12 protein-coding genes are annotated in these 12,474 nt (G+C 62.9%); 4 read left to right on the forward strand and 8 right to left on the reverse strand.

The genetic code is table 11. The features are described 5' to 3' along the window. Positions 1 to 21 precede the first annotated feature (21 nt). The 7 genes from M0H32_RS09965 to M0H32_RS09995 form a co-directional block, all read right to left on the reverse strand. Positions 22 to 810 carry a crotonase/enoyl-CoA hydratase family protein gene (locus M0H32_RS09965; protein WP_248153458.1) on the reverse strand — a complete coding sequence of 263 codons (789 nt, stop codon included), beginning with the start codon at positions 808 to 810 and terminating at the stop codon, positions 22 to 24. Further along, positions 807 to 1,667, reverse strand: coding sequence for a hydroxymethylglutaryl-CoA lyase (locus tag M0H32_RS09970; protein ID WP_248153459.1), 861 nt, complete (start codon positions 1,665 to 1,667; stop codon positions 807 to 809). Before M0H32_RS09970 ends, M0H32_RS09965 begins: the two co-directional genes overlap by 4 nt. A gap of 254 nt (positions 1,668 to 1,921) precedes the next feature. After that, positions 1,922 to 3,553 carry an acyl-CoA synthetase gene (locus M0H32_RS09975; protein WP_248153461.1) on the reverse strand — a complete coding sequence of 544 codons (1,632 nt, stop codon included), beginning with the start codon at positions 3,551 to 3,553 and terminating at the stop codon, positions 1,922 to 1,924. Further along, on the reverse strand, positions 3,540 to 5,534 hold the full coding sequence (locus M0H32_RS09980) for an acetyl-CoA carboxylase biotin carboxylase subunit (RefSeq protein ID WP_248153462.1): 1,995 nt from the start codon (positions 5,532 to 5,534) through the stop codon (positions 3,540 to 3,542). The genes M0H32_RS09975 and M0H32_RS09980 overlap by 14 nt, the downstream gene beginning before the upstream one ends. Next, positions 5,534 to 6,049 (reverse strand): O-acetyl-ADP-ribose deacetylase, encoded by a 516-nt coding sequence (locus M0H32_RS09985; RefSeq protein WP_248153463.1) that lies wholly within the window; start codon positions 6,047 to 6,049, stop codon positions 5,534 to 5,536. The genes M0H32_RS09980 and M0H32_RS09985 overlap by 1 nt, the downstream gene beginning before the upstream one ends. Before the next feature lie 3 nt (positions 6,050 to 6,052). After that, positions 6,053 to 7,660, reverse strand: coding sequence for a carboxyl transferase domain-containing protein (locus M0H32_RS09990; protein WP_248153465.1), 1,608 nt, complete (start codon positions 7,658 to 7,660; stop codon positions 6,053 to 6,055). Next, positions 7,657 to 8,304 carry a TetR/AcrR family transcriptional regulator gene (locus tag M0H32_RS09995; RefSeq protein WP_248153466.1) on the reverse strand — a complete coding sequence of 216 codons (648 nt, stop codon included), beginning with the start codon at positions 8,302 to 8,304 and terminating at the stop codon, positions 7,657 to 7,659. Before M0H32_RS09995 ends, M0H32_RS09990 begins: the two co-directional genes overlap by 4 nt. A gap of 182 nt (positions 8,305 to 8,486) precedes the next feature. Between M0H32_RS09995 and ppk2 the strand changes: the two genes are divergently transcribed. From ppk2 to M0H32_RS10015, 4 genes are all read left to right on the forward strand, one after another. After that, on the forward strand, positions 8,487 to 9,395 hold the full coding sequence (ppk2, locus tag M0H32_RS10000) for a polyphosphate kinase 2 (protein ID WP_248153467.1): 909 nt from the start codon (positions 8,487 to 8,489) through the stop codon (positions 9,393 to 9,395). Positions 9,396 to 9,434: 39 nt separating this feature from the next. Next, complete coding sequence (locus M0H32_RS10005) at positions 9,435 to 9,626, forward strand: hypothetical protein (protein ID WP_248153469.1); 192 nt, start codon at positions 9,435 to 9,437, stop codon at positions 9,624 to 9,626. 171 nt (positions 9,627 to 9,797) lie between these two features. Further along, the gene (locus M0H32_RS10010; protein WP_248153470.1) at positions 9,798 to 10,316 is read left to right on the forward strand and encodes a COG3904 family protein; all 519 of its coding nucleotides are present in this window, start codon (positions 9,798 to 9,800) and stop codon (positions 10,314 to 10,316) included. A 26-nt stretch (positions 10,317 to 10,342) separates the two neighbouring features. Beyond that, on the forward strand, positions 10,343 to 11,347 hold the full coding sequence (locus tag M0H32_RS10015) for a Gfo/Idh/MocA family protein (protein ID WP_248153471.1): 1,005 nt from the start codon (positions 10,343 to 10,345) through the stop codon (positions 11,345 to 11,347). Positions 11,348 to 11,566: 219 nt separating this feature from the next. Here the strand turns inward: M0H32_RS10015 and M0H32_RS10020 are convergent, their stop codons facing one another. Then, the gene (locus tag M0H32_RS10020) at positions 11,567 to 12,412 is read right to left on the reverse strand and encodes an MBL fold metallo-hydrolase (protein WP_248153473.1); all 846 of its coding nucleotides are present in this window, start codon (positions 12,410 to 12,412) and stop codon (positions 11,567 to 11,569) included. Positions 12,413 to 12,474: the final 62 nt, after the last annotated feature.

Raw genomic sequence — 12,474 nt, forward strand, 5'->3', positions numbered from 1 at the left:
AAGAATGTTCCGTAGTTGCCGTTACTTCATCACCCAGTCCGGTTTGCGCTTGTCGAAGAACGCCGAGATGCCCTCGCGCGCTTCCGGGGTTTCCCAGGTGTCGGCGAGGCGGCGGATGGTGTCGTCGATGACAGCGTCGGTGATCGGGGTGCCGAGGCTGCGGGCGAGCGCCTTGGAGGCCGCAACGGCCGCAGGAGCCGCGCCAAGATAGGGTTTGATTTCCGTCTCAACGGCGGCGTCGAGATCCGCTTCAGAGACGATCCTGGCAGCAAGGTCCAGGTCTCTTGCTTCTTCCGCGCCAAAAATCCGCGCCGACATGAACACCCGGCGGGCCTTGCCCTCGCCCATGCGGGCGAGCACATAGGGGCTGATGGTGGCCGGGATCAGGCCGAGCCGGACCTCGGTGAGGCCGAACTTGGCACTGTCGATGGCGATCACCGTGTCGCAGACGCTCATCATGCCGATGCCGCCGCCGAATGCCTGGCCCTGGACCCGGCCGATCAGCGGTTTCGGCAGCTCGTTGAGCGCCTTCAGCATCATGGCAAGCTTGCGCGCTTCCGTCATGCGGGTCTCGCGGCTGGCTTCGAACTGCTCGCGCATCCAGCCAAGATCGCCACCGGCGCAGAAGCTGGCGCCAGCCCCCGTCAGAACGACTACGCGCACCTTCTCGTCGGCGCCAAGCGCTGCTGCGGCCCGGGTCAGTTCGTCGATCATCCGCGCGGACAGGGAATTGTGCTTGTCCGGACGGTTGAGCGTCAGCGTGGCAACGCCACGGGCATCGGTTTCGATGGTGAGAGTATCAAAGCTCATGCGTCCACGCTCCTGAGGGATTTCGCGAATTCGGCAACCTCGGCCAGGAGATCGCGCTTGAGGCCGGTGTCGAAGCCCTTGCGGTCCAGCAGGTCGACAACGGATTCGGTGGCAACATTGCCCTTGGCGCCCGGCGCGTAGGGGCAGCCGCCGAGGCCGCCTATGGCGCTGTCGAAGGTCCTGAGGCCTTTCTCCAGGCTGACCTCGATGTTTTCAAGGGCGCGACCCTTGGTGTCGTGGTAATGGCCGGCAAGCTTGTCGGCCGGCACAGCACCAAGAACCGCGTCCAGCAAGCGGCCGATGGTTTCGGGCGTGCCTGCGCCGATCGTGTCGCCGAGCGAAATCTCGTGGCAGCCGAGTTCGAACAAAGTGGAGGCCACTTCGGCGACCTTTTCCGGTGGGGTCGGGCCGTCATAGGGGCAGTCGGTGACGCAGGAGACATAGCCGCGAACCGGTATGCCGTCTTCGCGGGCCTTTTCCAGCAGCGGCTTGAACCGTTCGATGCTCTCGGCGACCGAGCAGTTGATGTTCTTCTTCGAAAAGCCCTCCGATGCGGAGCCGAAGATCGCGACCTCGTCCGCGGACACTTTCTTGGCTGCCGTGTAGCCTTTCACATTCGGCGTCAGCACCGCATAGGTGACCGACGGATGCCGGTAGATGCCTTCCATGACCTCCTGAGCGTCCGCCATTTGCGGTATCCATTTTGGACTGACGAAACTGGTGACCTCGATCTTGCGGAAACCGCAGGCGGACAACCGGTCGACGAGGTCGATCTTCTGCGCGGTCGGCACGAACAGCTTTTCGTTCTGCAGACCGTCGCGGGGTCCCATTTCAAAGAGGGTGACGAAGTCGGGCATGGTTTTCTTCTCTTGGTTCCGGGCCGTTTTCTTTGCAGCCTCAATTAGTCATCCCGGCCAAGCGCAGCGCGAGCCGGGACCGGGGAGTCTAGGTGCCAGTTGGTTGACGACCCCGACAAAACAGGCATGTGGCTCCCCGATCCCGGATTTTCGCTGTGCTCCGTCCGGGATGACGATGGAAGGGGAGTTGTCAAACACCAGCGATTACTGGGTTCTCGCCTTCGCGAGGATGACAATCGAGAGGCATGCAACTGTTAATCCTCCCCCTCCGCCCTGGCGCGCAGCTCGCGGCGGATGACCTTGCCGGTGGTGGTCAAGGGCAGGGCGTCGACGAATTCGACCTCGCGCGGATATTCATGGGCGGCAAGGCGGGTCTTGACGAACTCGGCGATTTCCCTGGCCAACGAGTCCGTTGGCTCAATGCCGCTTTTCAGGACGATGAAGGCCTTGACGATTTCCGTGCGCTGCGGGTCCGGCTTGCCGACGACCCCGGCCATGGCAACGGCCGGATGACGGATCAGGCAGTCCTCGATTTCGCCCGGGCCAATGCGGTAGCCCGACGAGGTGATGACGTCGTCGTCACGGCCGACAAAGCGGATCCAGCCGTCCTGGTCGGTCATGCCGGTGTCTCCGGTCAGCAGCCACTCGCTGGCAAATTTCTTCGCTGTCGCTTCTTCGTTGTTCCAGTAGCCCAGGAACATCACCGGGTCGGGCCGCCTGACGGCAATGTTGCCGAGCGTCTCGGGCGGAAGTTCCTCGCCCGCGTCGCTGACAACGCGGACCGTGTGTCCGGGCACGGGCCGGCCCATGATGCCGGGACGCGCCTCCATCAGCCTGGCGCAGCTGGAGACGATCATGTTGCATTCGGTCTGGCCGTAGAATTCGTTAATCGTCAGGTCGAAGGTCTTGCGGCCCCAGTCGATCAGCTCCGCCCCGAGGGTTTCGCCGCCGGAGGCGACGGAGCGCAGGTCAAGCCGCCAGTTTTTCTCCGGGGCTTCCACCTGGCGCATCATCTTGAGCGCGGTCGGCGGCAGGAAGGTGTTGCGGATCCTCTGGTCCTGAAGCAGCTGGAACGCGGCTTCGGCGGTGAATTTCCGGAACCGGCAGGCAACCACCGGCACACCCAGATAGAGTGCTGGCAGAAGCACATCGAGCAGTCCGCCGATCCAGGCCCAGTCCGCCGGTGTCCAGATGCGGTCGCCGGGCTGTCCCAGGAAGTCGTGACTCATTTCGACGCCTGGCAAGTGGCCGAGCAGCACCCGGTGACCATGGAGAGCGCCCTTGGGTTGGCCGGTGGTGCCGGAGGTGTAGATGATGATGGCCGGATCGTTCGGGGCGGTGTCGAACGCACGGAACGTGTCCTCGTGGCCGGCCATGTGGCTGGCCAGATCCTGGGCGGCGCCGTTCTCGCCGTCGACGCAGAACACGGTTGTGAGATCGGGCAATTTGTCCCGCAAGGGCGCGAGCTTGGCGGCACCGCCGAGATCCGTGATGACGGCCTTGGCACCGGAATCCTTCAGCCGGTACTCCAGCGCCTCTTCGCCAAACAGCGTGAACAGCGGGATCGTGATCGCGCCGAGTTTCAGCGCGGCGATATGGGCATAGGCGGTTTCCGGGCGCTGGGGCAGGAGAACGCCAATGCGGTCGCCGGGCTGGATGCCACGGCTTTTCAGAAGATTGGCCAGCTGATTGGAGAGGCGCTGGAGATCGGCATAGCTGTAATGCGCCTCATCGCCGTTTTCGTCGACAAAGACGAGTGCTTCCCGGTTCGGCTCCCTGTCGGCCCAGTCGTCGCAAACGGCGACGCCGATATTGAACCGATCGGGAATGTCCCAGGTGAACCTTTCCCTCAACTCGTCGTAGCTTGTCGCCTCAGGCAGCAGCATCGCTTTTCTCCGCCAGCGCGAGCAGGATGGTGCCGTCGGTGACCTGTTCGCCTTCGGCAACCAGAACCTCGCCGATGACGCCGTCGCGTGGGGCTTTCAGCGTGTGTTCCATCTTCATGGCTTCCAGAATGAGCAGCGGCTGGTCCTTGGTCACAGTGTCTCCCGCTTTGGCCGACAACACTTTGACGAGACCGGGCATCGGCGCGATCAGCTGATCGCCCGCGCCGCCGGCTTCCTCGTCGGCGCTGAGGGCATCGGGAAGTCCAACCGGGTAGGCATGGCCTCCCAGGAACACCGTCAGACCTTTCTTGCCGTCGGCGACGACCGCACGGGCCCGGTGGCCGCCGCAGTCATAGGTGATCGCACCGGCCGCAACCTCGATCAGCTTGTAGTCGCGGGCACCAGTCTCCAGATGAACCTGGAACCGCCGGTTTCCAAGGGCGTGCACCTCCACGTCATGGCGCTCGCCGCCGATTTCCAGCAAGGCAAACTGGCGCGAAGCGCTCCAGATGCGCCAGCCCGCGAGCGTTTCGAACGGATCATTGCCGGTGGCCGGTTTGGTCAGGCCGAGGGCCGTCAGGGCCGCGAGGGCAACGGCATCCTCCGGCATGGCCGGCTCTTCGATCAGGCTTTCCAGATCCCTGTCGATCAGGCCGGTGTCGACGTCGCCCTTTGCGAAGCCTTCGTGCCGGCAGAGCGCGGCCAGGAAACCGGCATTGGTAACACAGCCGGCAACCTCGGTCGCTTCCAGGCTCGCCAGCAGCTTGCCGAGCGCGGCCTCGCGGGTCGGACCGTGGACAATCACCTTGGCGATCATCGGATCGTAAAAGGGCGTGATCTCGTCGCCTGAGCGCACGCCGCTGTCTACGCGGGCACTTGCCTCCGGCAGCGAAAGATGTTCCAGCGTGCCGATAGCCGGCAGGAAGCCCTTGGGCGCGTCTTCCGCGTAAAGCCTTGCCTCGAAGGCCCAGCCGCTGAAGGAGAGCTCGTCCTGTTTCTTCGGCAGTTTTTCGCCGGAGGCAACGCGCAGCTGCCACTCGACCAGGTCCTCGCCGGTGATCATCTCGGTGACCGGATGTTCCACCTGCAGGCGGGTGTTCATTTCCATGAAATAGAACCGGTCGGACTTCAGCCCTTCCGAGACATCGGCAATAAACTCGATGGTGCCGGCGCCGGAATAGTCGATGGCCTTCGCCGCCTTGACCGCCGCGTCGCCCATGGCCTTGCGCATGTCTTCCGGCATGCCCGGCGCCGGGGCTTCCTCGATCACCTTCTGGTGGCGGCGCTGCAGCGAGCAGTCGCGTTCAAAAAGATGCACGGCATTGCCGTGGCTGTCGCCGAAGACCTGGATCTCGATGTGGCGCGGTTTGGTGAGATATTTCTCGATCAGGACACGGCCGTCGCCGAAACTGGCCTCGCCTTCGCGCTGCGCGCCTTTCAGGGCATCGGCAAAGTCCTTCGGATCGTCGACCCGGCGCATGCCCTTTCCGCCGCCGCCGGCGCGGGCCTTGATCAGGACGGGATAGCCGATCTTGTCGGCTTCGTTTTTGAGAAACGCCGGATCCTGGTTGTCGCCGTGATAGCCGGGCACGACCGGCACGCCGGCCTCGACCATCAGGGCCTTGGCGGCGTCCTTCAGGCCCATGGCGCGGATGGATTTCGCGCTCGGGCCAATAAAGGCAATTCCGGCCTGTTCCAGGGCTTCGACGAAATCCGGATTTTCCGACAGGAAACCGTAGCCGGGGTGAACGGCCTCCGCGCCGCTCTGGCGGCAGACCTCGATGATCCGATCGGTCTTAAGATAACTCTCGGCGACGGGTGCCGGGCCGATGCGGTAAGCTTCGTCGGCCATGGCGACGTGCTTGGCGCCTGCATCCGCGTCGGAGTAGACGGCAACGGTCTTGATGCCGAGATCTCTTGCGGTCGCCATCACCCTGCAGGCGATCTCGCCGCGATTGGCAATGAGGATTTTCTTGAACATCAGCTGTCCGCCCTCCCGAGCGCAGTTGTCAAATGGTCGAGGCTCGCCGCGTCAAAGGCGACCAGAGTAATGGTTTGGATGTCCGGCAGGTCATTGAGAACCCGGTGGAGTGTAGCGACGGCTATCCCGGCTGCTTTGTCCGCCGGGTAGCCGTAAATGCCCGTCGAGATGGCGGGGAAGGCCACTGTCCTGCAGCCATTCTCCACTGCCAGGCGCAGACTGGTCTCGTAGCAACTTGCGAGCAGCTCCGGCTCGCCGTCCTGGCCGCCGTGCCAGACCGGGCCGACCGTGTGAATGACGTGCCGGGCCAGCAGCTTGTAGCCTTTGGTGATCTTGGCCTGGCCGGTCTTGCAGCCGCCCAACAAGCGGCATTCCTGAACAAGTTTCGGACCGGCAGCCCGATGGATCGCGCCGTCGACCCCGCCGCCGCCGAGCAGCGAGGAATTCGCCGCGTTGACGATGGCGTCGACGTCAAGCCTGGTGATGTCGCCGAGATGGGTGTCGATGCGGCTCATGGCTTACATCCGGAACAGACCGAAGCGGGTGTCGTCGATCGGCGCGTTCAGTGCCGCCGATAGGGAGAGACCCAGAATGTCGCGGGTTTTGCGCGGATCGACAATGCCGTCGTCCCAGAGCCGGGCGGTGGCATAGAGCGGATGGCCCTGTTCCTCGAACTGGTTGATGATCGGCTGCTTGAAGGCCTGTTCCTCGTCCGCGGACCAGGAGCCGCCCTTGCGTTCGATGCCGTCGCGGCGAACGGTCGCCAGAACGCCGGCGGCCTGTTCTCCGCCCATCACCGAAATGCGCGAGTTCGGCCAGGTCCACAGGAAACGGGGCGAATAGGCGCGGCCGCACATGCCGTAATTGCCGGCGCCGAAGGAGCCGCCGACCAGCATGGTGATCTTCGGCACGGAGGTGGTCGCCACCGCCGTCACCAGCTTGGCACCGTCCTTGGCGATGCCGCCGCTCTCGTATTTGCGGCCGACCATGAAGCCGGTAATGTTCTGCAGGAAAACCAGCGGCACCTTGCGCTGGGAACAGAGCTCGACGAAGTGCGCGCCCTTGATCGCGCTTTCGGAGAAGAGCACGCCATTGTTGGCGATGATGCCGACGGGCATGCCGTGGATATGGGCAAAGCCGCAGACCAGCGTGGTGCCGTAGCGCGCCTTGAATTCGTCGAAGCGCGAGCCGTCGACCGTGCGCGCAATCACCTCACGGATGTCATAGGGCGTTTTCAGATCCGCCGGCACGACGCCGAGGATTTCCTCCGGATCGTAGAGCGGGTCTTCCGGTGCCTGCAGGGCCACGGATGAAATCTTGGTCCGGTTGAGGCTGGCAATGGCGCGGCGGGCAAGCGCCAGCGCATGGGCGTCGTCGCGGGCGAGATGATCGGCCACGCCGGAGAGGCGCGTGTGCACGTCGCCACCACCGAGATCTTCTGCCGTCACTTCTTCACCGGTCGCGGCTTTGACGAGGGGCGGGCCGGCCAGGAAGATCGTGCCCTGGTTCTTGACGATGATGGTTTCGTCGGACATGGCCGGAACATAGGCGCCACCGGCGGTGCAGGAGCCCATGACGACGGCGATCTGGGCAATGCCCTTGGCCGACATGTTGGCCTGGTTGTAGAAGATCCGGCCGAAATGATCCCGGTCCGGGAAAACCTCGTCCTGATTGGGCAGGTTGGCGCCGCCGCTGTCGACCAGATAAATGCAGGGCAGGTTGTTGTCCTGGGCGATTTCCTGGGCGCGCAGGTGTTTCTTGACCGACATCGGATAATAGGTGCCGCCCTTCACCGTGGCATCGTTGGCCAGGATCATCACCTCCTGGCCTTCGACCCGGCCGATGCCTGCGATCATGCCGGCGGCCGGTGCCGCACCGTCATACATCTCGTGGGCGGCGAGCATGCCGACTTCCAGGAAGGGCGAGCCCGGATCGAGCAGGCGCGAAACGCGCTCACGCGGCAGGATCTTGCCACGGGAGACATGGCGCTGGCGGGCGCTCTCGCCGCCGCCGTCAAGGGCGGTCCGGGCGGCGGCCTTGACCGCGTCCATGGCGGCTTCATGCGCGGCCCTGTTGGCGGTGAATTGTTCGGATTTGGGCGAAAGGCTCGATTTCAGGATGCTCATGTCATCCGGTCTCCCGTCAAGGATGGGGGGGCGTCGGGCGCAACGGCCTTGCGCGCGAGTTCAAGATAAAGCTCTTCGATGTCCTGTTTTGAAAGCCGCCCGCCGGCGCGGTACCAGCTCGGTATGCCGGTCAGCATGGCGATGATCGCGCGGGTCGCCACCTTCGGTTCCGCGACCGCGTACCGTCCGGCGGCAGCGCCCTCGAGCAGGATCTCCGTCAGGATGGCCTCGTAGCGGCGGCGCTCGGCTTCGACCACGTCGAAATTCTCCGGCTCGAGATTGCGAAGCTCCATATAGGAGATGAACACCTCGTCCGCCTTTTCCAGGTGGTAGCGGATGTGGAAGCGCACGAACCGTTCCAGCGGGTCCATGTCCGAACCAAGGTCGCAGCTGTCCCAGGCCTCCAGCAGATCGGCCATATGCGACAGCATCAGGTCCTTCAGGATGTCCTGCTTGGTCAGGAAGTGATTGTAGAGCGCGCCGGGACGGACGCCGACATCGGCAGCGATTTCGCGCATGGAGACAGCGGCATAACCGGACGCGGCAAAGCGTTTCAGGGCCGCTTCACGCACCCGCGCGGCGGTTTCCTGTCCCTTCGGCCTGGACGGGCCGCGGATCTGCGTTTTTGCGGCGGCGTTTGCCATTTTGCTCCTCCTCAATGTGAAAAGTAAATGAACGATCATTCATTTACAAGTGTCTTTTTTCGGAATGAGGGGGCCAGATCAAAGAATGACTTGCGAAGAGGGGCCAGTGTCAAAAAACTTACATGGATAACCTGTTCACAGTCATGCGAGCGTTTTACCGGAATATTTAGAGGGACCGATTGATGAGCGAAGAGAGCGCAAAGACCTGGGTTGAGGCCGAATGGGCGGACAGCCTGGATGAAGAGCTTGAAATGGAGATCGACGATTTGCTGGTCGCCAAGGATCTCGCCTTCATTTCGGAAAAGAAACACAAGTCGCCGCTCGAACGGAACACCTACTTCCACGAATTGCTGCGCCTTCAGGCCGAGTTGGTGAAGCTTCAGGACTGGGTTCAGCACACCGGCGAAAAGATCGTCATCGTCTTCGAAGGCCGCGACGCGGCCGGCAAGGGCGGGGTGATCAAGCGCATAGCCCAACGCCTCAACCCGCGGGTTGCCCGTGTGGTGGCGCTGCCGGCGCCGACCGACCGAGAAAAGACCCAGTGGTATTTCCAGCGCTACGTGCCGCATCTGCCGGCTGCGGGTGAAATGGTGTTGTTCGACCGCTCCTGGTACAACCGCTCCGGTGTCGAACGCGTGATGGGGTTCGCCTCCGAGGATCAGGTGGAGCAGTTCTTCAACGACGTACCGGAATTCGAGCGCATGATCGTGCGCTCCGGCGTGCGCCTGATCAAGTACTGGTTCTCGATCACGGATGAGGAACAGCAGCTGCGCTTCCTGATGCGCATTCACGATCCGCTGAAGCAGTGGAAGCTGTCGCCGATGGATCTGGAGTCTCGCGTGCGCTGGGAAGATTATACCAAGGCCAAGGAAGAGACCTTCGAGCGTACAAACATTCCCGAAGCGCCGTGGTTCATCGTCGAGGGCAACGACAAGAAGCAGGCGCGTCTCAATTGCATCAATCATCTGCTGTCGATGATCCCGTATGAAGATGTGCCGCACGATCCGATCCACCTGCCTGAGCGGGTCTACAATCAGGACTACGAACGCAAGGTGCTGCCGGAGCATCTCTACGTGCCGCAGAAATTCTGATCGCGGCCGCTCTTGTTTCGCGAAGAACGCCCCCCTCTGATGCGGCGGCCCGCCTTCTGGCTGGCCGTCGCGTTCTTCATGCTTCTGGTTGCCGGATTTGTCGCCGGTGCCAGGGTGACCGACGATTATCTCGCCAATGCCATCCCGACGACCCGGTTCGACGTGCAAGGCGATACACTGGTGCTCAGCGGCGAGATCAACGCTCTGACCCTAGGGTCTGTGGACAATTAGGTTTCGGTCTTGGCGCTTGTCGGATTTCGGTCTTCGAGCAGGAGGAAAGTCCGCAGTGGTGTCGACACCACAAGGACTTTCCGACGCACGCGAAACCGAAATCCGCTGCGTCCCCCCAGATATTGGCAATGGGGATTTGGCTCAAATGGCTCATTTCGGCGTCGCAAAGGCTTGAAAGGGCCGGCCCTTCCCGCGCCTTTGCTTCTGGAAATTGAGCCATTTGCATCCAAACCAAGACCAAATCCTAATTGTCCACAGACCCTAGAGCAGTTCGACGATCTCTACCGGGCCTTTCCCGGGATCACCACGCTGGTTCTGACCGATATTTCCGGCTCCAGCGACGATGCCACCAATGTCCGGCTCGGCTACCGTGTCCGGAAACTGGGCCTTGCCACCCATGTGCCCGCCGGGGCGGAGATCTATTCCGGCGGCGTCGATCTTTTCCTGGCCGGTGTTCAGCGCACCATCGGCGATGGTGCGGTTCTGGGCGTGCATTCCTGGGACGACGGGACACGGGACGGCGCCGACTATCCGAAGGACAGCCCGGCCCATGACGAAGCCCGGAGCTACACCGAAGCGATGCTTGGCGACGATCGTTTCTACTGGTTCACATTGTCAGCGGCGCCGTCAGACGGCATACATGTGATGAAAGAACGGGAAATCCGGGACTATCACCTGGTAACCGAGTGAACCAACGCCGAAACGGGAGCGCGCAAATGGCAGACAAGATCAAATGGGGCATCGTTTCGACGGCGAAAATTGGCTTGGACAAGGTGATTCCCGGCATTCAGCGCTCCGCGACCGGCGTTGCCTATGCCATCGCCTCCCGCGGGCTGGACAAGGCGCAGGCCGCGGCCAAGGACCTCGGCATCGAGAAGGCCTATGGTTCCTATGAGGATCTGCTCGCCGATCCGGAGATCGATGCCATCTACAATCCGTTGCCGAACCACATGCATGTCCCGGTCACGGTCCAGGCAGTCAATGCCGGCAAGCATGTGCTGTGCGAAAAGCCGATCGCTCTCAATGCGGACGAAGCCCGGCAGCTGCTCGATCTGCCCAAGGACAAGCTGGTCGCCGAGGGCTTCATGGTGCGGGCCCACCCTCAATGGCTCAGAGCGCGCGAGATCGTGCGCTCCGGCGCGCTGGGCGAGCTGAAGGCGATCCAGACCTTCTTCAGCTATTTCAACAATGATCCGGGAAACATCCGCAACAAGGCGGATATCGGCGGCGGAGCGCTGCTCGATATCGGCTGTTACACCATGCTGGCCGGGCGGTTCTTTTTCGACGCCGAACCGGCACGCGTTGTCTCGCTGATCGACCGGGACCCGGATTTCGGCACTGACCGGATGACCAGCGCCCTCATCGATTTCGGCAACAACCGGCATCTGACCTTCTCGGTCTCGACCCAGCTGACGCCCTATCAGCGCATCCAGCTGGTTGGCACCAAAAAACGCCTGGAGATCGTCATCCCGTTCAACGCGCCCCAGGGCGAGGCGGTTCAGATCCGCCTCGACGATGGCTCGATTCTCGGCGACGGCGCCATGCGCTCCGAGATCATCGCGCCGTGCGATCAATATGCCGAACTCGCCGATGTGTTCGGCCGGGCAATCCTGGGAGAGGCGCCGTTGCCCTATGGTGCGCAGGACGCGGTGCAGAACATGAGGATCCTCGACGCGATCTTCGCCTCGGCGGACACAGGCGGCTGGGTCAGCGTCGGCTGAATCCGCTGCTCCGGAAAGATCAAAGTCCCGGTTTCGGCCGGGGCTTTTTGTTTGTAGCTCCCCCCTCAGCCCGCCTTCCCGGACGGAGCGCAGCGAAGATCCGGGACCGGAGAGCCGAGGGACTTTCTGCTGGTCGTGGCTCCCCGATCCCGGCTCGCGCTGCGCTTGGCCGGGATGACGGTTGGAGAGATTGTTGCGGAAGCCGCGTGGCGTCAGCTTTTAAAGGGGCTGGAAGCAGAACCCTTCGCCCAGACGTTTCAGCACTCCGAAATTCTCCGTTGCCAGATGCGTTGCTGCAAACGGAATGCCGTCGGCGGTTAGCCGCTCGAACAGCTTCTTGCGCGTCACCGCTGCCTGGTCCGGGTCGCTGTCGAGGGCGTAGCGTACTTCCGGGTTGGCGAATTGCAGCGCGTCCGAGACAACTGTGTCGGCCAGGAGCAGGAGTTGGTCAGGCCCCGAGGACAGATGCACGATCTGATGGCCCGGCGTGTGGCCGGGAGCGGGGGCAAGGCGGATGCCGTGGCCAAGATCCGTTTCGCCGGAATGCAGCCGGATCTGATTTTTCAGCGGCGCGGCCAGGGACTGGATCAGCGCAATCAGCGGGCGCCGGTCTTCCGGTGCGGAGGTCGGCAGAGCCTCATCGGTCCAGAAGTCCCACTCGACGGCCTGCACATGAATTTCCGCCTGCGGGAAGAGACTTGCGGCTCCGGCGACAAGGCCGCCGATGTGATCGGCATGCATGTGGGTGACGATGATATCCGTGATGTCTGCCCGGTCCCTGGCCCGGTCATCTCCCGCCCAATCCAGGGCGCCGCTCGCCGGAAAGCGCTCCTTTAGCCAGTGACCTGAGCCGGCATCGACAAGGATCCTGCGGTCCCCGGCTTCGATCAGCCAGGTGTTGGCGCCGAAGCGGGCAGCCGGCGTGACGCGTTCAGCTTCTTCCGGCGTGAGATTTGAGAAATAAGCCGCCGGAATGTCCAGGTATCCGTCCGGCAGCGCGGTGACGGTGAGATCGCCAACGGTCGTAGCGGCGGTCGGGCAGGGCGCGATATCGGTATCAAGCATCTGGGTCTCCTTCGAATTGCTGTTGCTCAGGAGACTAGGTTGCGCCGGGTGAGGAGACGATT

The organism is Roseibium sediminicola (assembly GCF_023156505.1).
GTDB classification, from domain to species: Bacteria; Pseudomonadota; Alphaproteobacteria; order Rhizobiales; family Stappiaceae; genus Roseibium; species Roseibium sediminicola.